We start from the raw sequence: 25,096 nt of genomic DNA, 5'->3' as shown, positions 1-25,096 counted from the left end.
TCCCGAAGCTTCGGGACTAGTTATGTGAAAGAAATATGTTTCTTTTAGTATTCTTTTTTAGGTATAAAATCTATGTTTCTATGTGTTTAAATAAAATATTTATGAACTCGATCGAGGCGAACAGACGACGTAGTTAAATCCAGCGGGTTGATATAATTAAAAATAAAGGCAGTATTTTGAATCACTTAAAAACGGAAACCATTTTCTTAAGCCAGATAAGATTGTTAATATAACAAGTATGAATAAATCAATTACTATAATAAAAAAACTCTTTTTAGGAATTCTGTTTTTCTCCATACATATCCTTCATGCTCAAAATGTTCCCGATTGGGAGAATCCGGATATTAATGGCATAAACAAGGAAAAACCGCATGCGTATGGTTTTTTGTCTGAAGAGAAAATGAATAATGCGATGATTAAGTCGCTTAACGGCATCTGGAAATTTAAGTGGTCGCCAGATCCGCAATCACGACCGGCTGATTTTTATACAGAGAATTATTCAACAAAAAATTGGGACAACATTCTGGTTCCCGGAAACTGGGAACTCCAGGGATTCGGAACCCCAATATATACGAACTCGACTTATCCGTTTAAGCGTAATCCTCCCAAAGTAACAAGTGAACCTGAAAAATATTTTACAAGTTATCTGCAGCGAAATCCGGTAGGAAGTTATAGTACAACTTTTACCATTGCTGAAAACTGGAACAATAAACAGGTATTCATTAATTTTGGAGGAGTACTTTCAGCAATGTATATATGGGTAAACGGACAAAAGGTGGGGTACAGCGAAAATTCTATGTGTCCGGCAGAATTTGATATCACAAAATACATCCATAAAGGAGAAAATAAACTATCAGTTGAAGTATACCGCTGGTGCGATGGCAGTTATCTTGAAGATCAGGATATGTGGCGATTAAGCGGTATTTTTAGGGATGTAGATTTAATTGCCCGCCCAAAAACTTATATCAGCGATTTTTTTGTTAAAGCTGTACCTGATAATTCATTTAACAATGCCAGTATTTCTATCGATCTAAATATTGATAATCGATCAGATCAGGATAGTAAAGGATTGTATATAGATGCTGAGGTTTCTGGTTTTTCTGCTCAAGGCGAATGGATTGATCTCACTTTTTCTAAGAAAGCAGCTGTGGTTCAAAAGTCAAAACAGCTGTCAATCGGAATAAATTCATTGATGAAAAATCCCAAGCTATGGTCTGCCGAAACTCCGGATTTATATCATCTTAAACTGAAACTCAAAAACAATAAAAACGAAATTGTAGATAAAGCCGAGTGTTATTTCGGCGTTCGTAAAATTGAAATTCGCGGAGATGTATTCTATGTCAACAATAAAGCAGTTAAACTCAAAGGTGTAAACCGCCACGAACAGCACCCGCGCACAGGTAAGCATGTAAGTCGTAATACCATGATTAGGGATATTGAACTGATGAAACAGGCCAATATCAACATGATACGTACCTGTCATTATCCTGATGATCCTTTGTTTTATGAACTTTGCGATAAATACGGTTTCTACGTAATGGACGAAGCAAATCAGGAATCTCATGGTTTTGGCCTCGGAAATAAAGAAATGGGTGATAACCCGATGTGGAAAAAGCAGCATGTCGAGAGAGCTGCTGCCCTTGTTCAGCGAGATAAAAACCACGCTTGTGTTACTTTCTGGTCATTAGGAAATGAAGGCGGCAGCGGACAAAACTTTGTGGCTATGGCTGATACTGTAAAGAAACTTGATCCAAGCCGACAGGTCTATTCGGATACAGATCGTAGTGTATCAGATATTTACGATGAAGGTTATCTGCATCCTGAAGACCTGAAAAAATTAGGAGAAAAAATAACAGACAGGCCGGTATTTATGCGTGAGTATGCGCATGTAATGGGTAATTCGGGAGGAAATCTTCAGGAATACTGGGATGTAATTTATAATGACCCAAGCCTTACCGGTGCCGCTATTTGGGAATGGGTAGATCAGGGCTTGGCAAAGAAAAAAGATAACTCTTCTCTAAAACTCACCGAACACCCGGATGATTATCAATTGAAAGATGATGAATTTTGGGCTTACGGAGGTGATTTTGGAGATCAGCCAAATGATGGAACTTTTTCAATAAAAGGTTTGATTTCATCAGACAGAACGCCTCACCCTCATTATTTTGAAGTACAAAAAGTGTATCAGCAGGTGGTATTTCAGCTTTTAGATGATAAGGATGTAACACTAAGAGTTACAAATCATTTTGATTTTCTGCAGCTTGGTAATTTTGATTTTGAATATGAATATACATCCAATGGCAAATCACTGCAAAAAGGTAAGTTTAGCAGTGATAACATTTTGCCGGGGACATTTTCAGATATAAAAATTCCTTCACCGCAGCTTACAGGTACAATTCCTTCGGAAATAACTTTAAATGTCTATGCTAAACTCAAATCTGCAGCCCTTTGGGCAGAAGAAGGGTTTTGCATTGCCCGCGAACAATTTGTTATCAAACCTTACAACTGGACCAATATAACGGCAACTGAAAAAAAGGTAATTGTAACAGAATCAGCTTCGCAAATTGAGCTAAAAGCCGAAAAAATGTCTTTTATCCTTGACCGAAAAAATGGTTCATTGGTAAGTTGGAAAGCTAATGGGAAGGAGCTGTTAAAGGGCGGACTTGAGCCTTATTTCTGGAAAACGCCAAACGACAATCAAAAGCAGAGCGGTTATGTAAAAGAACTGGGCAAATGGAAAAAAGCAGCAGAAACCAGAATAGTTAAAAATGTTAGTGTTTTAAAAAACAGTAACATAACAACCGTTAAGTTCGATATGAGCCTGCCGGCTATTGGTGCCAATTATACACTGAATTATCAATTAAACGGCGAAGGGAAATTACAAGTTGAAGCACAATACACACCTCAGAGCGATACTATTCCGCTGATTCCTAAATTCGGAATGAGAGTTCGTATTCCGGATAACTATAGTACAATTGACTGGTATGGAAGAGGGCCAAATGAAAATTATCCGGACAGAAAAACAGGTTCGCTGATTGGTTTGTATCATTCAGAACTGGAAAATTTTGTGGTTCCATATCCGGTGCCGCAAGACAATGCAAATCGCGGTGATGTTCGCTGGTTTTCTTTACAGGCTCAAAATAATGAAACCATAAAAATAACAGGTTTACAGCCTCTTAATTTTCGTGCATGGCCTTATACAGAAGATGATTTAGAGAACACGACACATGATTACCAGCTGCCGAAACGCGATTTTATTAACCTGAATATTGATTTGAATATTCATGGGGTTGGCGGCGATGATACATGGGGAGCCAAAACAATGGAAAAATATACCAATTCAGGTAATAAACCCTATCATTTTGGATTTATCATGGAATATATTGGGAAACAATAAGTTTTTCAAAACGAATGAACTAACTAGAAACAAAGCAATAAAATGACCGGTTTAAATTCATACAAAAAACAATTCTTCATAAAACAAGTACTATTTGTATTCATCATACTTATAGGTATTTTTTCAGGATATACCCAAAATAAAAAAAAGAAGACAAAATCGAGTGATGAACCTTATTTACTGCCAGCATTTCCTTCGGTACCAGCAATATTACCAGAAGACAGCGTCTCCATGGGTGACTGGCAATCGTTTCCCGAAATGAAGCTGAATCTTCCTATCGCATCAGGACCGTTTGAACCAACCTGGGAATCAATAGAGAAGAATTATCCTGGTGAGCCGGCTTGGCTTCGTGAGGCTAAATTTGGTATTTGGGTTCACTTTGGCCCACAAGCGGCAGGTGAAAGCGGTGACTGGTATGCACGAAAACTTTACACAGAAGGTACAGATGCCTACAAAAACCACCTCGCGAAATTTGGTCATCCATCTGAATCTGGGTATAAAGAAATACTTCGTGACTGGAATCCAACAAAACTTAATCCGGCTGCGCTTACAAAAATTTATCATGATGCTGGTGCTCGTTTTTTGATGATTCAGGGAGTGCATCACGATAATTACGATATGTGGAACTCAAAATATCAACCGTGGAATTCTGTAAATATCGGTCCAAAACGTGATTTACTTGATGAATGGACAAAAGCTTGTCGTGCCAATGGAATGCATTATGGTGTAACATTTCACCACGAATATACATGGTGGTGGTGGCAGACAGCTTTTGGCAGCGACAAAGAAGGTGCCAAAAAAGGTATTCCATATGATGGAAACCTGACCCTTGCTGATGGTAAAGGTAAATGGTGGGAAGGATATGATCCTAAGCTGCTTTATGGTATTAATTTGCGAGAGTATAAGGGGGTAGCTGAGGCTGCCCGAATAGAATGGAGATCTCCATCGGGAGGAATATTCACTAATCATCTTGATTATGCAAAATGGTACACAACAAAGTGGGCACTACGAATGATGGATGTTGTGGAGCATTATGATCCTGATTTCATTTATACTGATGGAATAGTACAAGGGCCTTTTACAGGCAATTTAACAGGAACTGGTCTCAAAGTAGACGCTATGCAAACGGTCATAGCCGATTATTATAACCGTACACTCAAAAATCGTGGTAAGGTAAATACTTTTAGCATAGTGAAATTCCGAAAAAAGACTAATGGTACAGTAAATACCGAAGAATTTGGTGTTCCGGCAGAGATCAAAACCGATCAGCCATGGATTGCAGAAATTCCGGTTGGCGACTGGTTTTATGCTCCCGGCTTTACTTACGATTCGGGAATGATGATTCGTTATATTATCGAAGCTATTGCCCGCGATGGTAATGCCGCTATATGTATTTCGCTTTTGCCTGATGGTTCATTAGACAATGGCAGTACAAAAATGTTGAAAGAAGTTGGTGTCTGGATGAAACGAAATGGAGAAGCCGTTTACGGAAGTCATGCATGGACTATTCCCGGTGAAGGAGAACAAATTAACGGCAAGTTGAAAATGCTTCCTGGCGGTAAGTTAGATCATATACAAGCAGAGTTCAAGTTCGATGCTCAGGACATTCGTTTTACTGTTGGTAAGAAGGGTGAATTCTACGCATTTTGTATGAATGTACCTGCTCCGGGAGCACAATTAAAAATCAAATCTCTTGGTACAGAAGCAAAGTTGTTTAGCAAACCTATTAAAGAGGTGAAACTGCTTGGATATAATGGCAAATTACAATGGAAACAGGAAGGTGATGGTCTAGTTGTTACTTGTCCGGCAAAAATGCCTTTTGAAACAGCTGTCGTATTCAAGATCGAATAAGAACTTCGATAGTTACAAGGAATTTGTTCATTATTCGCTTAATTAATTTAGATCCGGTGTTTTAAAATTGTATTCAATTATGTGAATAATAAAAACTCGTTGGTTGTAATTAAAAAAAATATTAAACACATAGAAACATAGATTTTAGGTGTAAAAAAGGAGACAAAAAGAAACACATTTCTTTCACATAGATAGCTATGTGTATTTTAAATAAGTGAAACGCCTTTTTTAAGTAAACAAAAGCTATGTTTCTATGTGTTAAAATAATCACATCCAACGGGTTAATAATGCTATTATAAAGTATTTAGAAATATAACAATAACAAGATGTTCAACTTAAATTCATACATAAAACAAGTACTATTTGTATTCATCATACTTATAGGTATTTTTTCAGGATATGCACAAAATGGACCTGAAAGAAAACAGTTATTTGATTATAACTGGAAATTCTTTTTAGGAGATGATTCTGAAGCCAAAACAAACAGTTTCAATGATACAGGCTGGCGTAAACTCGATTTGCCTCACGACTGGAGTATTGAAGGAAAAATTCATCCTAAAAATACAACAGGCGGCGGCGGCGGATATTTTCCGGCAGGAATTGGCTGGTATCGTAAAACCTTTCAGGTGCCTGATGAATGGAAAACAAAAAAAACAGCTGTTTATTTTGAAGGAGTTTATATGAATTCTGAAGTTTTTATCAACGGAAAATCGCTGGGCGTTTATCCTTATGGCTACTCGTCATTCAGTTACGACCTTACACCATATTTGAACTTTGGAAAAGAAAACACTATTGCAGTACGTGTCGATAATTCACAGCAAATGAACAGCCGCTGGTACTCAGGTTCGGGAATTTATCGTCATGTTTGGATGGTTGTTACTGATCCTGTACATGTCGCGCATTGGGGTATTGACATTTCAACTCCCGAGGTGTCTTCAAAAAAGGCAGTTGTATTGGTAAAAACCAAGGTAAAAAATGAAACAGAATCTGCACAGAGTATTGTTGTAAAAACACTTCTTTCAAATAATTCTAAAAATGCCGGAAACGACCAGACGCAAGTGGAGCTTCCGGCTCATAGTGAAAAGGAATTAACCCAAACGATACATGTGTCGAACCCTAAACTGTGGACACCGGAAACACCTTATTTATATCAGGCTCAGATTCAGGTTCTAAAAGATAAAAAAGTGGTAGACGATACAAAGACAGATTTTGGTATTCGTTCTATAAAATTTACGACAGAAAATGGATTTCAGTTAAACGGAAAAACTGTGAAAATAAACGGCGGCTGCGTACACCATGATAATGGCTGTTTAGGAGCCGCAGCTTTTGACCGTGCCGAAGAACGCAAAGTTGAACTGCTTAAAGCCGGCGGATTTAATGCAGTGAGAACTTCTCATAATCCGCCTTCAGAAGCATTTCTTGAAGCCTGTGATAAATTAGGTTTATTAGTAATGGATGAATCTTTTGACTGCTGGAAAATTGGAAAAAACAGCAACGATTATTCTAAATATTTCAACCAGTGGTGGCAGCGCGATTTAGAAGCAATGGTATTACGCGATCGTAATCACCCTTCGGTTTTCATGTGGAGCATAGGCAATGAAATACCGGAGAGGTCAGATCCTGACGCTGTAAAAACAGCCCAAATGCTTTTAGATGCAGTAAAGAAAATAGATAAAACACGTCCTGTTACATCTGCAATAGTAAACAACGACAAGAATTGGGATGTGTTTGATCCGTTAATGGCAGTACATGATGCTGCAGGTTATAATTACAATTTGCATAGGGCTCCGGATGATCATAAAAGAGTGCCTTCGCGAATAATAGTTCAAACCGAATCGTATCCAAAAGATGCTTTTAATAATTGGAAACTGGTTCAGGAGAACAACTATGTAATTGGAGATTTTGTCTGGACAGCCATGGATTATTTAGGTGAATCAGGAATTGGGCGCTGGTATTATTCGGGTGACGTACCCGGTGAACACTGGGAACATGATTTCTTTCCTTATCATGGCGCTTACTGCGGTGATATAGATTTGATTGGCTGGAGAAAACCCATCTCGCATTACCGAAGCATGCTGTATAATACTAATGAAAAACTCTATATAGCGGTTCGTGAACCAGCACCGGAACCATTAGAAATTAAAGAAACATGGTGGTCAGTCTGGCCAACATGGGAAAGCTGGACATGGCCTGTTTTTGAAGGCAAAACGGTTCAGGTCGAAGTATATTCCAAATATCCAAAAGTAAGATTATACCTGAACGACAAACTGATTGGTGAACAGCCAACTGCTCGTGAACAGCAATTTAAGGCTACATTTTCAATTCCATATTCTCCGGGTGTGCTTAAAGCTGTTGGAGTAGAAAATGATAAAGAAGTAGAATCAGCCATTTTACAAACTGCAGGTGATGTCGCAAAAATAAAACTTACAGCCGATAGAAAGGAAATACTGGCCAACGGTCAGGATTTATCATACATAACTATTGAGATAACAGATAAAGATGGAATATTTCAGCCAAATGCAGCTAACCGTCTTGATTTTAAAATTGAAGGCCCAGGTGTTATTGCTGGAGTTGATAATGCTGATATAAAAGACACTGAGCAATATGTAGGCAATACACGTAAAGCATGGCACGGAAGGGCTTTGGTCGTGATAAAAAGCAATCATCAGGCAGATGAAATTAAATTATCAGTAACCTCCAATGGATTAGAAGGAAAAAATATAATTGTCAAATCAATACAGAATAATTAATTCAAGCTGCTGGTTTAATAATTCAATAAATAAATTGGCTATAAAAAAGTTTAATCCCTACGGGATATTTTTTCGGGTAGATTTTATTATTCCACTGTCAATATTTAACTCCTAACGGAGTAACAAAAAAATATCTCGGAGAGATTACATATTGGTAGAATTCAATTTATTCATGTCAAATTTTGTTCCGTAGGGACTACCTTTATTAACTAGCAGCTTGAATTGATTAATAAAAGCAGAATAATTAATATATGAGAATATCAATGAAATATAGTATTGCCGCACTATTTGTTATTTTAAGTTCAATTAGCATAAATGCACAGGAAATAGTTTCGCCAAACGGGAAAGTAAAAGTTGTTTTGAATCTGCCTGAAAAAAATGCAGCACACAATCTTTCTTATAAGGCATTGTATAAAATAGGCAGCAAGTTTGTAGAAGTATTACCATATTCGAAACTAGGTATTAATCGCGCCGAGGAACAGTTTGCAGATAACCTGCGTTTTATTGCGGCATCAAAACCTGCTGCAATACATGATAAATATGAAATGATTTGTGGTAAACGCCATGAATGTGAAAATTTCGCTACTGAAAAAACATTCAGTTTCGAGAATTCCGATCATCAGCCATTAGATATTGTTTTTAGGGTATATAATGATGGTGTTGCCTTTCGTTATGTTTTCCCAAATCAATCAGACATAAAAATTAATATCACAAGTGAGGCTACAACGTATGTTTTACCTGAAAAAACATTTCGCTGGATGCAGCCTTACGATCTTTCGTATGAAAAATTTTATCCGCTAAGCAAAACAGGTTTATCTGCTAATAAAGAACAGGAATGGGGTTTTCCGGCTTTGTACAAAGTAAATAATCAGCCAGTCTGGGCATTAATTTCGGAGGCAGATGTAACAGAAAATAATTGTGCTGCAAAGCTGAGTAATTTAAAAAATGCTAACGAATATAAGGTTACATATCCTTCTGCCCGTGATAATTTTAAGCAGGAAGGAGTTATAACTACATTACCGTGGCATTCTCAATGGCACACGCTTATCATTGGAAAATTATCAGATATTGTCGAATCTACTTTGATTACAGATGTCAGCGAACCAAACCAAATAAAAGATACTGAGTGGATTAAACCGGGTGCAGTTTCATGGATTTATTGGGCAAATAATCATGGTTCTAAAGATTACCAAAAGGTAGTTGAGTATGTTGATTTAGCTGTCGAAATGAACTGGCCTTATGTATTGATCGACTGGGAATGGGATGTGATGGCCAATGGGGGCGATATAAATAAAGCAGTAGATTATGCAAGAAGCAAAGGAATAAAACCAATGATGTGGTACAATTCCGGTACAAGCTGGCTTGATCCAACACCTAATGACCGCTTACTTACAGCAGAAAAACGTGCCAAAGAATTTTCATGGCTGAATAAAATTGGTGTGTATGGAATCAAAGTCGATTTTTTTGCCGGCGACCAGCAGGATATGATGGCTTATTATATTGATATTTTAAAAGATGCGGCAAAACATCATTTAATGGTAAATTTTCATGGCGCAACGGTTCCCCGCGGCTGGGCGCGAACTTACCCAAACCTGATGACAACAGAGGCCGTGTACGGTGCAGAATGGTATAACAATAATGAGATATTGACAGATAAAGCAGCAGCTCATAATGCGACACTTCCGTTTACACGTAACGTAGTCGGGTCGATGGATTACACACCTGTTACCTTTTCAAATTCGCAGCATCCGCATATAACATCTTATGCCCATGAACTGGCTTTATCAGTTGTATTTGAATCAGGATTTCAGCATTTTGCAGACAGCCCATCTGCATATAAATCTTTACCTGAAGAACCAAAAAACTTTTTGAAAGAGGTTCCAGCTGCGTGGGATGATACAAAGCTAATTGACGGTGTGCCGACAGAAAAAGTCATTATTGCCCGCAAAAAAGGAAATCAATGGTATATCGGCGGATTGAATGGAAAAGATACGCCTCAGACTTTACTAATAAAATTTGATTTTCTGGACAAAGGAATCCATGATTTGCATTTGATTAAAGACGGGAAGGATGATAAGTCTTTTTCTTCAGAAATAATAAAAATCAAAAAAGGAAGCATTGTTAAAGTGGAGTGTCTTTCAAGAGGAGGATTTGTTGGCGTGATAAAATAAAGTAATTAATTCAAGTTGCTAGTTAATAAAGTGTAGTCCCTACGGGCAATGTCATTAAGTTAAGCTTTTAGAAAATAAAATTAATCTCGCAAAGCTTAAACACAATATTGTCATTTCGACCAAAGGGAGAAATCACATTCGAGATTCGACAAAGATTGGCGATTATGCATGCGGAGTTTCTAGTGTGATTTCTCCCTTTGGTCGAAATGACAGAACCTTTGCGATTTTGCACCTTCGCGAGAGGTTTATTTGACATGAAATTATAGATTTCCTCTTAACTTAATGACATTGCCCTACGGGACAAAAATTGACATAAATAAATTGATTTCTACCAATATGTAATCCCTCCGGGATATTATTTTGTTACTCCGTTAGGAGTTACATATTGGTAGCAGAATAATAAAATCTGCCAGAAAAATATCCCGTAGGGATTAAACTTTTTTAGAGCCAATTTATTTATTGAATTATTAAACTAGGAACTTGAAATAATTATAAAAAACAGTTGCTGAAATAAATTTTAACACATAGAAATATAGATTTCTTTGCTAAAAATAAGGCGTTTCACTTGTTTTAATACATCCCGAAGCTTCGGGACACTAGCTATGTGAAAGAAATATGTTTCTTTTTGTATTCTTTTTTACAAATAAAATCTATGTTTCTATGTGTTTAAAAATAAGCCACAGATTAAAGGATTATAAAAATTAAAAAATAAAATCTGCAAAATCTGCGTGAAAAAATATTTAACATATAAATTTAATTTGGAAATCAACACAGAATCTATGTGTTTAATTGAGTTTTCATGACCCGAACAAAAAGAATAGAGGAAGGAATTACCCTAACAGGTTATTTTTCCAAAATTAGCATACAATAGAAGATAAAATTAATAGAAATAACCCAAAAGGAATGCAAAAAAGAACGGAAAAAATAGTATTGAAAATAGAGAAACTGGCTGTTTTGATCATTCTTTTTTTTGGGAATTATTTACAGGCACAAACTTCTATAATCAATGTTGAGTCCAGAAACTCGTTGAGTTTAAACGGTGACTGGCAGGTTATTCTTGATCCAACAAATATAGGCGAGTGGAAACAAGTCTGGTTAGAGAAAAAAACGCAAAAGAAAACTGATTTTGTTGAGTATTCCTTTGATGGCGGGCCAGTTTTAAAAGTTCCGGGTGATTTTAATTCACAATTAAGAGAACTAACTTATTTTGAAGGAGTTGTTTGGTACAAGAAAGTATTTAATTACAATCCCAATAATGAGAAAAGGTTGTTTCTTCATTTTGGTGCAGTAAATTATTCAGCTGCTGTATATCTTAATGGAGAAAAAATAGGCAGTCACGAAGGCGGCTTTACTCCATTTGAATTCGAAATTACCAATAAGGTAAAAAATGGAGCGAATTCTCTAATCGTAAAAGTAGATAACAAGCGGTTGGAGAACGGTTTGCCGGGTACGGGCTATGATTGGTTAAACTATGGCGGTATAACCCGAGATGTTAATTTGATTGAAACGAATAAAACGTTTATCGAAGACTATTCTGTTCAATTTAAAAAAGGAAGCCTGAAAAAAGTTTCGGGATGGATACAGTTAAATGGAACAAATAAAAAACAAAAGCTTAAAATAAAGATTCCGGAACTCAACAAATCTTATAAAACGGAATCAAACGATATTGGATATGCCAATGTTGAGTTCGATTCAAATTTAAAGCTTTGGTCTCCTGAAAATCCTAAGCTTTATAAAATAATAATTGAAAGCGAAACAGATACTGTTACCGATACTATTGGCTTTAGATCTATTGAAGTGCAAGGAAATAAAGTGCTGCTCAATAAAAAAGAAATCTTTTTTAAAGGAGTGAATATTCACGAAGAAAATCCATACAAAGGAACCCGGGCTTATTCAAAACAAGATGCTTTAGTATTGTTGAATGCAGCAAAAGAATTAGGCTGTAACCTTGTTCGTCTTGCCCATTACCCGCACAATGAAAACATAATTAAGGAAGCCGAAAAAATGGGTTTAATGGTATGGAGTGAACTTCCCATTTATCAGCATATTCAGTTTTCAGACAGCCTTGTTCAAATAAAAATGGAGACTATGCTGAAAGAAATGGTTCATAGAGACAAAAATCGCTGTGGAGTTGTAATCTGGAGTCTTTCAAATGAAACATACCCAGGAACATCAAATCGGAATAATGCTCTTATTGCGTTAACTCAAAAATGTAGGGCATTAGATTCAACCCGATTGATTACCCATGTGGTCAATACACAATCCTACAAGGATAATTTCTTTAAGGTGTGGGACACAATTTATGAGTATTCTGACCTGATTTGCATTAACGAGTATATTGGATGGTATGATCCGTGGCAGGGCAAACCATCAGAGGTAAAATGGGACTTTGCTTATCCCGATAAACCGGTATTTATTTCTGAGTTTGGAGGTGAAGCGGTCTATGGAAATAATGCCGGACCAAGTGATGAAGCGGCTTATTGGACAGAAGGATATCAGGAACAAATTTACAAGGATCAGATAGAATTATTTAAGACTATTCCAAACTTATGCGGAATATCTCCCTGGCTGTTATTTGATTATAAGTCATTGGGAAGAATGAACCAGGTGTATCAAAAAGGATATAACAGAAAAGGATTGTTATCTGAAAAAGGAGAAAAAAAGAAAGCCTGGTATATTATGGAACAATATTATAAAAGAAAATGAAAGTTAGAAGTATAAAACAAACCGTATTGACTTTTGTCTGTTTGACAATGGTCACCTTTAATTTTTTTGGTCAAAGTACGCAGATCAATCTTTGGAACGGAAAAATCCCTGGAGCGATTCCAAATGTCAATTATAAACAAACAGTAGATTCAGAAGATAACTGGACTAAGATGAGGTTTGTTACAAACCCTGTACTTGATATGTATCCAGCTCCCAAAGAAAAAGCAGCCGGTACAGCAGTGATCATCTGTCCGGGTGGAGCTTACTGGGGGCTGGCTATTGCTCACGAGGGAGAGGAAGTTGCCAAATGGCTCAACAATCTTGGAGTTACCGCTTTTGTATTAAAATACAGGCTGCCGAGTGATGCAATTATGGTCGATAAATCTATTGGACCATTACAAGATGGGCAGGAAGCCATTCGTCTCGTTAGACGTCACGCCAAGGAATGGGGAATTGATCCTGCTAAAATAGGAATAATGGGTTTTTCTGCCGGAGGACATCTTGCTTCTACAATATCAACTCATTTTAATGAAAAGGTATATGATACATCAGATTCTGTTAGTGCCCGCCCTGATTTTTCATTATTGATTTATCCGGTAATCTCAATGGAAGAAAGTATTACAAACAAAGGATCAAAAGTGAATTTATTGGGAGATAATCCATCCTTAGAAAAGGTAAAACATTTTTCGAATGAGCTGCAGGTAAATAATGAAACCCCGCCGGCTTTTCTGGTTCATTCTATCGACGACAAAGCAGTTTTGGTACAAAACAGTATTAATTATGCACTGGCCATGGAAAAGCACAATGTTCTCTGTGAACTTCATATTTATCAATCGGGAGGGCATGGCTACGGACTTGGAAGATCAAAAAATACAGAATCTTCATGGCCTGAAGCCTGTCGTAAATGGCTGGAGGCAAGGGGATATATAGGCGAGAAGGAAACACCCAAAGTAGGTTTTGGTGAACCAGCGAAACTAAATCCTGACGACAAACCTGCATTCAACGATCCGCCGGTTGGTTTTAGAGATAAGCGTAATAATATTTCACACGGCACTATTACGACGGTTCAATATGACTCTAAAACACTTGGTACACGTCGCGAAATGATGGTTTATACTCCTCCGGGTTATTCTCCTGATAAAAAATATCCGGTGATTTATTTACTGCACGGACTTAATTCCGGTAATGGTCAATGGCCGTATTGGGTTCGTGCCGATTACATTATAGATAACTTGTTAGCCGATGGTAAAATCAAGCCAATGATTATGGTTTTCCCTAATACCAATACAAAGGTGACTGTAGAAAATCCTAAAATTGATGAACAAGAGGATCGAAAAGATGGATATAAAGGTTATGGTAAATCTTTTGAAAACGATTTGCTCAACGACATTGTTCCCTTCATTGAATCTCATTATTCAGTTTACACGGATCGTAAACAGCGTGCGCTCGCCGGGTTGTCTATGGGCGGTGGTCAATCCCTGAATATTGGACTTTCTCATATCAATACTTTCGCCTATGTTGGCGGGTTTTCTTCGGCTCCAAACACCAATGAATTCGGAGGACTTTCAAATACTAAACTTTTACCTGATTTAACAGCAGCTAAAAAACAGCTTAAAGTATTATGGCTTGCCTGTGGCAGCAAGGATGGTCTGTTCAGCGTTAGTCAGCGCGTACACCAGTATCTTAAAGAACAGGGAGTACCACATATATGGCACGTAGACAGCAATGGTCACGATGATACCGAGTGGGCCAATAATCTGTACCTTTTTGTTCAGCACATTTTCAAATAATGATAATAAAGAATAAGAGAAAAAATAAATAGAATGACAAAAGATTCTTCCAGAAGAGATTTTATTAAGCTCATGTCAGTGGCTGGAATTGCTATAACCGGACTGCCAATTGCTTGTTCAAATGCAAAATCAGTACTGGCAAAACCAAAAGAGGAAAACCTGGTATTCTTGTTTCAGGGCGATTCTATAACAGATGGTAACCGGGGACGAAATGAAGACCCAAATCATATTTTGGGACATGGTTACTGTTTCTCTGTCTGCAGTAGAATTGGCACTGATTTTCCGCAATACGGTTTTAAATTTATTAATAGGGGTATAAGCGGCAACACAATTAGTGATCTCGAAAAAAGGTGGCAGACAGATACCTTAGATTTTAAACCTGATGTTTTAAGTTTATTAATTGGTATAAATGACGTAAATGCTTTGATAGAGGGAAAACAAGATGCACTGGATGTAAAAATGTTTGAAAGTACTTATCGTAAGTTATTAACTTCAGTGGTACAGCAAAACCCAAATATTTTGATCGTATTGGGATTACCGTTCTTTTTTGCTTCGGGCTGGCGTAAAGATCAGTATGCGAAGTGGCATCCATTGACAATAGAAAGAGCTGCTGTTATAAGAAAGATTGCTGCAGATTTTAATGCAGTTTTAATTGATTATCCTAAGGTTTTTGAAGATGCACAACAGTTTGCCCCAATTGATTATTGGATTTGGGATGGTATACATCCAACTGTATTTGGCCATGAATTAATGGCTCGTGAGTGGATCAAACGAGTTAGTAATCGTTTAACTTTTTTAAAGTAATATAACAATAAGTATAAAATTATGAAGAAGTATTTAATGGCATTAATAGTAATAATGATCTCCGGAATTACCGTGAAATCACAAAATGCCAATTCGTATTTTCCAGATAAAAATCTGGTAACAACCGGAATCTATTATTATCCTGAGCAGTGGAATGAAAACCAGTGGGAACGAGATATAAAGAAAATTGCCGATATGGGTTTCGAATTTGTCCATCTGGCAGAGTTTGCCTGGTATAAAATGGAACCCGAAGAAGGGAAATTCGATTTTGCATGGCTGGATAAAGTGGTTGATTTATGTGTAAAGAACAACCTGAAAGTGCTGATGTGTACACCTTCGGCAACTACTCCTACATGGATGCGTGTAAATTATCCCGAAACTTTCATTATGTACAGCCACTACACTCGTGCCGAGAATGGTACAAGAGGATTAGGTTCGATTACTAATGCCAAATACCGCAAGTTTGTTGAAAAAATTGTGAGTGAAATGGCCAAACGTTATGGACAGAATAAAAATGTAATTGGATGGCAGCTTGATAATGAACCTCCGGCAATTTCTGATTACAGCCCTTCTTCTCAGGAAGCTTTCAGGCAATGGCTGAAAAGTAAATATAAAACCGTTGACACTTTGAATATTGCATGGGGAGCAGCTTTTTGGAGCCAATGGTTTAACAGCTTCGATCAGGTTATTATTCCCAACCCTGATTTGGTTGGCTGGTGGGGGAATAATCCCCATGCATTGCTCGATTTTAAACGTTATCTGGCTGATATGCAGGCTGAGTTTTTAGATTTTCAGGCAGATATTTTGCGAAATTCTATTTCGAAGGGGCAGTACATTACTACAAACTATACTGCTATTTGCACCGGATCTGATCCAAGGCGAACTAAGAAAATGGATTTTGCTTCTTATACTGCTTATCCTAATGGAGGCAGCGATAATATTGGAGAATCAGGTTTTCGTTTGGGTAATAGTAAAGTAGTTCTTTTTGCGTCTGAATATTATAAATCGGTTGGAGGCGTTTCAGGAGTGATGGAAATGCAGCCCGGACCTGTAAACTGGGGATCTTATAACCCGCTTCTATTGCCCGGTACGGTGCGTTTGTGGCTGTATCACAGCTTTGCTGCAGGAGGCAGACTTGCTTGTTCCTACCGTTTCCGTCAGGTTTTGTACAGCTCTGAGCAGTACCATGCCGGTGTAATTCAAACAGACGGCGTAACGCCATCGCAAGGAGGAGAGGATTATATTCAATTTATAAAAGAAATAAAAGAGCTTAGAAAACAATACAAACCCAATGCAAAGTTGCCACAAAAGCTGGCAGAAAGATCAACTGCTATTCTTTGGAATCTTGAAAATTTCTGGTCTATCGACAGACAAAAACAAACTTTTCAATGGGATACCTGGAACTATCCGATTAAATTCCTTGAAATGACAAAATCTTTAGGTGCACCTGCAGATGTGATTTCTGAAACAGCAGATTTTTCTAAATATAAATTTCTTATTGTTCCGGCTTATGAGCTGGCTGATGCTGCATTAATAAAGAAATGGAACGATTATGTAACAAACGGCGGGCATCTAATTATCACGTGTCGTACGGCCACTAAAGATCGTGCAGGACATTTTTGGGAAGGAGAATGGGCAGCTCCTGTTTCTGACCTTATTGGTGCGCATGTTAAAGCGGCTGATATGCTTTCTGGTTATGCCAAAGGAGACATTTTGATGAAATCGTCCCATTACAACTGGAACAATTGGGCTGATTTGCTTGAAGCCGATAAAGACACCGAAATACTTGCAACTTACAATAATCAGTTCTATAAAGGTAAAGCTGCAGTGGTAAAACGTAAATTAGGAAAAGGGACTGTTACCTACATTGGTGTAGATACCGATGATTCAAAACTGGAGAAAGATATTTTGCGTGAGACCTACACAAAAGCCGGCACTGCTACTGAGGATTATCCGGAAGGAATATATGTTTACTGGCGTGATGGATTTTACATAGCCGTAAATTATTCTTCAAGCGATTATACAATGACTGTACCAGCAAATGCTAAAGTACTTATAGGGGAGAAAACACTAAAACCTGCTGGTGTTCTGGTTTGGAGCGAATAATGAATTCTGTGGAAACAATAAGAGAGGTAAATTTAGGGAGATCAGATAATCAGTCGGTTATAGATAAGATTTCAGTAGATTGTGTTGTTTTTTGTTATGATGAAGATGACCTCAAAGTTCTTCTTGTAAAAGAAGAAAAAGGAATTGGCCTTGTAAAATGGGGGCTCTTGTCGAGTATAGTCGAAAATAGAAATAATACTGATGATGTTGTACACGGTTTGTTGAAGAAATTCAAAATTCATTCTACTATTCTTTTCAAACAAATTAATTGTTCGATTTGCTATAATACGTCTGAGGCACGTTTACGATATTATGCTTTAATAGATATTGAGCATTACAGAATCAATTTTGGCTCTGATGTAATTCCAAGGTGGTTTAGGTTAAATGATGTACCGGATTTAGTATACAATCATAATGCAGCCTTAGATTTTTGTTTGGATGATTTAAACCGCTTTGTGGAGAAAAAAATATGAGACTTTAATATTATATCATATTTGTTGGTTGAGAAAATAAAAGGAGATATAAAAGTATAGGGAAACCTAAAAACTATACTAAGCATTTATACATTTTTATGAAATTTTACAACTTATGGTTAAACAGACTATAAGTATAGTTTTAAATAGTATATTTACAATTTCACTATTAATTTATTAAAAAGAAAATGACACTAAGAACAATACAAGTATTTTTATTCATGCTTTTTTTCGTTTCTGCGATAACTGCGCAAAACCAGCCAGAAGCTATAGACAATAAACCAACCTATCAAAACCCAATCTTCGGAGGAGATTATCCTGACCCGAGTTTGCTGCGTGAAGGTAAAGATTACTATATGGTGCATTCGTCCTTTGATTATTATCCTGGGCTTACGATATGGCATTCACAGGATTTAATTAACTGGGAGCCAGTTACAAGTGCTTTGCAGAAATATGTGGGTGATGTGTGGGCTCCCGATCTTGTAAAGTATAATGGCAAATATTATATTTATTTCCCTGCCAATAAAACCAATTTTGTAGTTAGTGCTGATAATATAAATGGCCCCTGGAGCGATCCTGTAGACCTCAAAATTGGCAATATCGACCCCGGACATATTACAGATGACAAGGGCGGCCGTTATCTGTACTTCAGTAATGGCGATTATATTGGTTTATCCAAAGATGGACTTAAAACGATTGGTGAAGCTAAACATGCTTACGATGGCTGGGTTATTCCCAGAGAATGGTCAATTGAATGTTTTTGTATGGAGGGACCAAAACTTTTTAAAAAAGGGGAATATTATTATTTGACAGTTGCAGAAGGAGGAACTGCGGGACCATCTACGAGCCATATGGTAATTTCAGCGCGTTCCAAAACTCCATTTGGTCCTTGGGAAAATTCTCCGTATAATCCAATAATGAGAACTCAAAACAGCGATGAGAGATGGTGGTCAAAAGGACACAGCACCATTTTTGAGGATTATAATGGTAAATGGTGGATGATGTTTCATGCTTACGAAAAAGGATACTATAATTTGGGACGTCAGACACTCCTACAGCCTGTAGAATGGACAAAGGACGGCTGGTATAAAGTTCCAGATAAAATACAGACAGATAAGCCTATTAGCAGGCCGCAGGGTACAGCAGTTTCGCGTTTTTCACAGAGTGATAATTTTTCAGGCACACAGCTTCAACCACAGTGGAAATTTTTTAATGGAGTTGATAATTCACGTTTTAAGATAACTAATAATAGTATTGTCATAAAAGGTAAAGGCAATGGAGTAGGTAACAGTTCTCCTATGGTTTGTGTACCATCTGGTCATTCTTATACAGCCGATGTTGAAATGGAAATTGAAGGTGATGCCATTGGCGGGCTGGTACTTTTTTATGACAATAGTCATTATTCTGGTATTTTGGCAGATAAGGAAAATATCCTGGCAAACCTTAGAGGATGGCAGTTTGAGACAGAGAAAAATGTACATAAAAGACATGTATATCTTCGACTGAAAAACATAAAAAATAATGTAGATATGTTTTATAGTCTTGATGGCAGGCAATGGATTAAAATTGAAAATTCTGCCGAAGTTTCTTCTTATAATCATAATGCTTTAAGCGGATTTCTAGGTCTTAGAATAGCGCTTTGTTCTATAGGGGAAGGTAATGTTACTTTTAAAAATTTTAAATATTCGAATCTTTAATTAAAGCAAATAGGAATAAAATAGTCTATCGTATCTGATACCAATTAATGCCATCACTCTGTACTTCAATACAGCTTGAGGCATTGATTGTATTTACGGAACTTCCTGCTAAATTAATATAATTTACTGTGAGGGATTTTGATGAGGCTGAATTATTAATAATATTATATATTCGACCCGTTATTCCAGACGAAGCGGCGGGCAGCGTAACAGTAAATGCAGATCCAAGCGGAATGATTACTGTTTTATGGGTCTGATCTAATGTTAAATCTGCTGAAATAACTGTAATACTATTGGCAATACTGCCATTTACCTGAAAAGTAGATGCTGGTGAAATTCCGACTCCAAAACTCCCCGTATTGGTAAACCTGGCAAAGGTAGTAAAAGCCGTTGTATTAGTATATTTACCAAAAGCGAGATGCGCTGTTGCAGCATTCGCTGTAAAAAAACGCAGTGCATCTGTTGTACCAGTCTGAGCAGCTGAAACTTTCTCCATACCATAAGCATCACCTATAGATGTATTATATACTGCCGAAATTCCCATTCGTGTGTCTTTTGCAAAATCTAATTCGACTGGAGCCTGAAATTCAGTCCTTCCGCCCGAAAAAATAAGATTATTAGATCCCAAAGTGACTGTACGATTGCCAGTAAGCGTACCATTACTGTTATAAATCTCAGTTGCGGTTACTGATGTTCCTAATGTAGTTTTCCATACACCGCTGATATAGACAAAAGTCACGGCCTGGCCATTGAGAATAGTAGTACCTGAAAACGCTGCATTAAAACCGCCGGTAGTATTATTTGAAATAGTTAATAAATGACCATCAATAGTCGGGACAAATGCTGTTACAGTTACAGTGCCTGTAGCGGTGCCTGTAATACTGGCCAGCGAAGTATCAGTATTAATACTGGCCGCATTAGAAGCCACCGTAAAATTTGCCTGCCTAAGTGTGACCGCTCCGTTAATATCCAGCATTGTTCGGGGATCAGTAGTATTCATCCCAATTTGAGCAAAGGATAAGAAGGGAATAAAAAACAAGAGCAGAATTTTATTTTTCATTTTAATTGTCCTTTAAGATTATGTAATAAAGTTTCGGCCTTCAATTTCACATTGATAAGTCTGTCAAAACTCTTTCTGCCTTATTGTATCTGATGCCAGTTTGTACCATCACTCTGTACTTCTATACTGCTTGCTGCATTGATTGTATTTACAGAAGTTCCGGTTAAATCAGAATAATTTACGGTCAGCGATTTTGAACTGGCTGTATTATTGACAATGGTATAAACTCTCCCAGATATTCCTGCTGCTGCAGGCAGCGTAACGGTAAATGCAGACCCAAGCGGAATAATTACTGTTTTATGGCTCTGATCTAATGTTAAATTTCCTGAAATAACCGTGATACTATTAGCAATACTGCCGTTTACCTGAAAGGTAGATGTTGGCGCAGCAGTACCAATACCAAAATTGCCCCCGTTGGTGAATCTGGCAAATTCAGTAAAAGCAGTTGCAGTAGTATATTTGCCAAAAGCAAGATGCGCTGATGCTGCATTTGCTGTATATAAACGCAGTGCCGGAGTTGTACCGCTTTGGGCAGTCGAAACCTGCTCCATACCGTATACATCACCAACAGATGTATTATATATTGCCGAAATCCCCATTCGGGAATCTCTGGCATATCCGAACCAATTGAGAAATTCAGCCCTTCCTGTACCGGTAAAAGTAAGGGTGTTTGAACCCAGAGTTACCGTACGATTACCGGTCAGGGAACCATCACTATTGTACAGATTGTTTGTCGATATAGTCGATGATCCCATTGTAGTTTTCCATGCACTATTGGTATAAACAAAAGCGATGGCCTGACCATTAGGAATAGTTGTTCCTGCAAATGCTGCACCAAAACCACCTGTAGTATTGTTTGAAATAATTAACATGTGGCCATTAATAGTCGGGGTATATGCCGTTACTGTAACTGTCCCCGTAGCAGTACCTGTAATATTGGCCAGTGAAGTTTCTGTGTTAATGTTCGCCGCGTTAGAAGCCACTGTAAAGCTTACTTCTCTACTTGTAACTGCTCCATTGACATCTAATGTTGTTCTGGGATCAGTGGTGTTTATTCCGATTTGGGCAAAAGATAAATAAGGAATAAAAAACAGAAAAAGAATATTATTTTTCATTTTAACCGTCTTTAATTATTAATTTTTTTATTAAAATTTATAAAGATAATATTTTTTAGTTTATCGTTGTAAATTAGATGTTTATAATTATCAAGTCACCAATAATAGGATCCGAACCAATAGACAGCTTATTTTAAGTCGTCAAAAAAAAACAAAATCGGTATTAGATGTCTGGCTGTGATTCCTGACAGTTCGCAAAAAAATCATCAGAAATAATAGAATTTTTAAGTCTATTTTTTTATTTAATTTAAGTTGCTAATTAATAAACACGTATTTCTACTGTGCTGGTTGTTTATTAAGTTTTCTACATTCGTAATGATTTATTTAAAGAATTTTCTTTAAATAAAAACTTACCGCACACCAAATCCTGGTACCAATGATTTAGAAATTTAAACCAGGTCTATTTATTGGCATTGAACCTTTTTATTAAACCCTAAATCAAGAACTATGGAAATTAAAGACCGCCTTTACAATCAAATTCAGATTAAAGCTTCTCACAACAGTTATGTTGATGCATTGCCTCTCCTGTCGACGCAGTTATCATTTAATGCCAGCGATCCGGCTAAAGATGGGTGTCTGGGACTGGAATTGGATATTTGGAGACATTCCACAAAATATACTCCTTATAAGTCTATTAATGAAGGGTACTTTACTGTAAGCCACTCTAACGGACGCCAGATTAAATTAAAGTATTTTCTTGACATTCTCAAAATCTGGCACGAAGTAGACAAACTGCACTATCCTGTATTTATAACATTGGATATAAAAAGCTACGAAGGAAAATATGACCAGTTTCATGAAGAAATTGATACCTATCTCCAGCAGTATTTCGGTGATGACAAAATCTTTATGCCAAATGCTATGATGCCCGATAAAAATGCCGGATTATATGATAATGCCAGAGTATACGGATGGCCAAAAATTGAAAATATGCCCGGCAAATTTATTTTTTGCCTGAGCGGCAGAAAAAGCTGGAGAAAAAAATATTCCAACACCGATATCCTCGATCGCCGCTGTTTTAGCGATATGGACTACAATGACAATAAAGATATCAATAACATTGTTGTTGTCAATATGACGAAATCTGAAGGTTTAAAATATGCCTATACGACCCCAACAGTACGCATTAGCAGAGTATACGGTGTCAATAAAAAAGAAGATTGGGATACTATTTTAAAGAATAATCATTCCGTAATATCCACAGATAAAGTAGAAGGTACTACTTGGGCAAAAGTTAGTGATTCGGCTCCAATTAAAATTAAAGGCGGGGTATAATCATCTAAATTATTATAAGGCATAAAATGTTTTAGCTTAATGATTGTTTTCAGTATGTTGAATTTGAACTATCTTTATTACAAATTTAATTTCTAAACCATGAAAAAAACTATCCTTTACTTCGCTATGGCGATAACACTGTTTTCTTGTAAAGAGAAAACCACTAAGACTGTAGAATCAGAAACAGCGGCCTCGGATACTGCCAATAAAGTACCTGTTAACCAGCCCATATTGCGTGAAAGAGTATTGACCGCAGCAGAACAGGCAGCTTTGAAACCTAATGATGTAATTACTGCTTTAAAAGAAGGGAACAAACGTTTTACAAGCAATAATCTGACATTGAGAGATCATTCAGCTATGGTAAGAAATGCCTCAGAAGGACAATTTCCAAAAGCTGTAGTATTATCATGTATAGATAGCCGGGTACCGGTTGAAGATGTATTTGATAGAGGCATTGGTGATTTGTTTGTGGCTCGTGTTGCAGGGAACTTTTCTAATACTGATATATTAGGAAGCCTTGAGTATAGTTGTAAGGTATCGGGGGCGAAAGTAATATTGGTTCTGGGACATGGATCGTGCGGAGCGGTAAAAAGTGCTATTGATAATGTACAGCTTGGGAATATTACACCAATGCTGGCTAATATAAAACCGGCAATAAAAAGGGTGAAAGATTTTACAGGCGAAACCACTTCTAAAAATGATGCATATGTAGAAGCGGTTACAAAAGAAAATGTTCTGAATACCATTGAAACTATTAAATCCAAAAGCCCTATTCTGAAAGAAATGGAATCAAAGGGAGATATAAAAATTATAGGGGGATATTATGATATTCATACTGGTATTGTAGTATTTTTATAAATATTAATACAAAACCTTTTATTTTATATCATCTTTAATTTTTAGATAATATTCCAGATGTGCTGAGGACTAATTAGTTCATAAAGTATTTACAGGAAATCAAGTATTTCGGGTATGATCTTAGTCAAAAACTAGGGAGAATATAGCTTTAATTGAGTAAAATGATTTTAAATTTAGACGTGGCTGCACAAATTTGCACTTGTGTCTTCAAAGAAATAAATATATAGAAAAAGCTCCAGAGAAATCAGGAGCTTTTTTTTAGAACCCTAACAGGAAAATAGTTAGTTTTTTTTAAGATTTTATTCTTGTATCATCAGCAATCCAGTTTACTTCCCATGTTTTTCCTCCATCAGTCGAAAATGCTTGTTCAAAATGGCAAGAATTAGGTGTGATTGCTGAGATAATAAAACGAACAAGAATTTTCTTTCCATCAAAAATATCTTCATTAAAGAATTCTCCGCGTCCATTTTTAAAGCTGCCAATTGATGGTATAACTAAATTTCCGTCTCTGATGTTTGCAAAATTGAGACTCCATTGGTTTGTTTTGGGGTTAAAAAGACGCAGACTCACGCCAGCAATTTGTCCCGCCGGACCTTTAACGTTGAGTTCAACCAGATTAGAACGATTATCACAAACTCCTATGACATTTGTTGTCCCTTCGTATTCATTCCAGGTTGTAGATCCAGAAAGGGGATTTTTAAGAACTTTAAGTTTTGTGTTCCACTTCCCAATTTCAAAATCAAAATCTTTTTGTCCATTTTGATCTGAGATACTTTTCAGCCCGGGATTTGAGTTTTGTTGTGCAATTATAAAAGCTGGGAATAAAGTCAGCACAAAGCAGCTGACTATAAAATTTAGTTTCAGCCGGATGATAGGTTTTGCTAGTGTCATAATTTTTTTAATTTATGTTTACGGCATTCAAAAAATGAGGTACTTTTTCAGTTTAAAGCAGCATTTACAGGTAATGTTTCCTTGCAGCCTGAAGAATTCTTATAAAAGCTGTGTAAATGCCTCTGACCCCGTGCAGTTTTTATTCTTATAAA

15 protein-coding genes are annotated in these 25,096 nt (G+C 36.9%); 12 read left to right on the top strand and 3 right to left on the bottom strand.

The annotated features are described in order from the left end of the window. Nucleotides 1-238 precede the first annotated feature (238 nt). The 10 genes from AABD74_RS18885 (at nt 239) to AABD74_RS18840 (ending at nt 19,745) form a co-directional block, all read left to right on the top strand. Nucleotides 239-3,397, top strand: coding sequence for a glycoside hydrolase family 2 TIM barrel-domain containing protein (locus AABD74_RS18885; protein WP_406843929.1), 3,159 nt, complete (start codon nt 239-241; stop codon nt 3,395-3,397). Nucleotides 3,398-3,439: 42 nt separating this feature from the next. After that, nucleotides 3,440-5,248, top strand: a complete 1,809-nt coding sequence (locus AABD74_RS18880) for an alpha-L-fucosidase (protein WP_406843928.1) — start codon at nt 3,440-3,442, stop codon at nt 5,246-5,248. A 326-nt stretch (nt 5,249-5,574) separates the two neighbouring features. Beyond that, nucleotides 5,575-7,998, top strand: a complete 2,424-nt coding sequence (locus tag AABD74_RS18875) for a glycoside hydrolase family 2 TIM barrel-domain containing protein (protein ID WP_406843927.1) — start codon at nt 5,575-5,577, stop codon at nt 7,996-7,998. A gap of 251 nt (nt 7,999-8,249) precedes the next feature. Further along, nucleotides 8,250-10,169, top strand: a complete 1,920-nt coding sequence (locus AABD74_RS18870; protein ID WP_232680273.1) for a glycoside hydrolase family 97 protein — start codon at nt 8,250-8,252, stop codon at nt 10,167-10,169. Between the two features lie 903 nt (nt 10,170-11,072). Next, nucleotides 11,073-12,875, top strand: coding sequence for a glycoside hydrolase family 2 protein (locus AABD74_RS18865; protein WP_406843926.1), 1,803 nt, complete (start codon nt 11,073-11,075; stop codon nt 12,873-12,875). After that, nucleotides 12,872-14,665: an alpha/beta hydrolase-fold protein gene (locus AABD74_RS18860; RefSeq protein ID WP_406843925.1), complete on the top strand. Its 1,794-nt coding sequence runs from the start codon at nt 12,872-12,874 to the stop codon at nt 14,663-14,665. The genes AABD74_RS18865 and AABD74_RS18860 overlap by 4 nt, the downstream gene beginning before the upstream one ends. Nucleotides 14,666-14,698: 33 nt before the next feature. Beyond that, nucleotides 14,699-15,469 carry an SGNH/GDSL hydrolase family protein gene (locus AABD74_RS18855; RefSeq protein ID WP_406843924.1) on the top strand — a complete coding sequence of 257 codons (771 nt, stop codon included), beginning with the start codon at nt 14,699-14,701 and terminating at the stop codon, nt 15,467-15,469. Nucleotides 15,470-15,490: 21 nt separating this feature from the next. Beyond that, entirely contained in the window at nt 15,491-17,575 is a 2,085-nt protein-coding gene (locus AABD74_RS18850) for a beta-galactosidase (RefSeq protein WP_406843923.1), read from the top strand. 8 nt (nt 17,576-17,583) lie between these two features. Next, nucleotides 17,584-18,048, top strand: coding sequence for a hypothetical protein (locus tag AABD74_RS18845; protein WP_232680284.1), 465 nt, complete (start codon nt 17,584-17,586; stop codon nt 18,046-18,048). 188 nt (nt 18,049-18,236) lie between these two features. Next, nucleotides 18,237-19,745 (top strand): family 43 glycosylhydrolase, encoded by a 1,509-nt coding sequence (locus AABD74_RS18840; RefSeq protein ID WP_406843922.1) that lies wholly within the window; start codon nt 18,237-18,239, stop codon nt 19,743-19,745. 25 nt (nt 19,746-19,770) lie between these two features. Here the strand turns inward: AABD74_RS18840 and AABD74_RS18835 are convergent, their stop codons facing one another. Together AABD74_RS18835 and AABD74_RS18830 are read right to left on the bottom strand one after the other, a co-directional pair. Next, complete coding sequence (locus tag AABD74_RS18835; protein ID WP_232680288.1) at nt 19,771-20,805, bottom strand: hypothetical protein; 1,035 nt, start codon at nt 20,803-20,805, stop codon at nt 19,771-19,773. A gap of 80 nt (nt 20,806-20,885) precedes the next feature. Further along, nucleotides 20,886-21,920: a hypothetical protein gene (locus tag AABD74_RS18830; RefSeq protein WP_406843921.1), complete on the bottom strand. Its 1,035-nt coding sequence runs from the start codon at nt 21,918-21,920 to the stop codon at nt 20,886-20,888. Nucleotides 21,921-22,367: 447 nt separating this feature from the next. Between AABD74_RS18830 and AABD74_RS18825 the strand changes: the two genes are divergently transcribed. Continuing rightward, the gene (locus AABD74_RS18825; RefSeq protein WP_232680293.1) at nt 22,368-23,195 is read left to right on the top strand and encodes a Ca2+-dependent phosphoinositide-specific phospholipase C; all 828 of its coding nucleotides are present in this window, start codon (nt 22,368-22,370) and stop codon (nt 23,193-23,195) included. A 126-nt stretch (nt 23,196-23,321) separates the two neighbouring features. Beyond that, on the top strand, nt 23,322-24,053 hold the full coding sequence (locus AABD74_RS18820; RefSeq protein WP_406843920.1) for a carbonic anhydrase family protein: 732 nt from the start codon (nt 23,322-23,324) through the stop codon (nt 24,051-24,053). Between the two features lie 291 nt (nt 24,054-24,344). Here the strand turns inward: AABD74_RS18820 and AABD74_RS18815 are convergent, their stop codons facing one another. Next, complete coding sequence (locus AABD74_RS18815; protein ID WP_406843919.1) at nt 24,345-24,944, bottom strand: hypothetical protein; 600 nt, start codon at nt 24,942-24,944, stop codon at nt 24,345-24,347. Nucleotides 24,945-25,096 lie beyond the last annotated feature (152 nt).

It is taken from the genome of Flavobacterium soyae, assembly GCF_045348165.1.
In the GTDB taxonomy this organism is placed as follows: Bacteria; Bacteroidota; Bacteroidia; order Flavobacteriales; family Flavobacteriaceae; genus Flavobacterium; species Flavobacterium soyae.
The sequence above is the reverse complement of the archived record's forward strand: the minus strand, read 5'-3'. Positions and strand labels throughout refer to the sequence as shown.

Coding starts and splice junctions, on each gene's coding strand:
- AABD74_RS18885 (WP_406843929.1), top strand. CDS start 239: ATGAATAAATCAATTACTATAATAAAAAAACTCTTTTTAGGAATTCTG.
- AABD74_RS18880 (WP_406843928.1), top strand. CDS start 3,440: ATGACCGGTTTAAATTCATACAAAAAACAATTCTTCATAAAACAAGTA.
- AABD74_RS18875 (WP_406843927.1), top strand. CDS start 5,575: ATGTTCAACTTAAATTCATACATAAAACAAGTACTATTTGTATTCATC.
- AABD74_RS18870 (WP_232680273.1), top strand. CDS start 8,250: ATGAGAATATCAATGAAATATAGTATTGCCGCACTATTTGTTATTTTA.
- AABD74_RS18865 (WP_406843926.1), top strand. CDS start 11,073: ATGCAAAAAAGAACGGAAAAAATAGTATTGAAAATAGAGAAACTGGCT.
- AABD74_RS18860 (WP_406843925.1), top strand. CDS start 12,872: ATGAAAGTTAGAAGTATAAAACAAACCGTATTGACTTTTGTCTGTTTG.
- AABD74_RS18855 (WP_406843924.1), top strand. CDS start 14,699: ATGACAAAAGATTCTTCCAGAAGAGATTTTATTAAGCTCATGTCAGTG.
- AABD74_RS18850 (WP_406843923.1), top strand. CDS start 15,491: ATGAAGAAGTATTTAATGGCATTAATAGTAATAATGATCTCCGGAATT.
- AABD74_RS18840 (WP_406843922.1), top strand. CDS start 18,237: ATGACACTAAGAACAATACAAGTATTTTTATTCATGCTTTTTTTCGTT.
- AABD74_RS18835 (WP_232680288.1), bottom strand. CDS start 20,805: ATGAAAAATAAAATTCTGCTCTTGTTTTTTATTCCCTTCTTATCCTTT.
- AABD74_RS18830 (WP_406843921.1), bottom strand. CDS start 21,920: ATGAAAAATAATATTCTTTTTCTGTTTTTTATTCCTTATTTATCTTTT.
- AABD74_RS18825 (WP_232680293.1), top strand. CDS start 22,368: ATGGAAATTAAAGACCGCCTTTACAATCAAATTCAGATTAAAGCTTCT.
- AABD74_RS18820 (WP_406843920.1), top strand. CDS start 23,322: ATGGCGATAACACTGTTTTCTTGTAAAGAGAAAACCACTAAGACTGTA.
- AABD74_RS18815 (WP_406843919.1), bottom strand. CDS start 24,944: ATGACACTAGCAAAACCTATCATCCGGCTGAAACTAAATTTTATAGTC.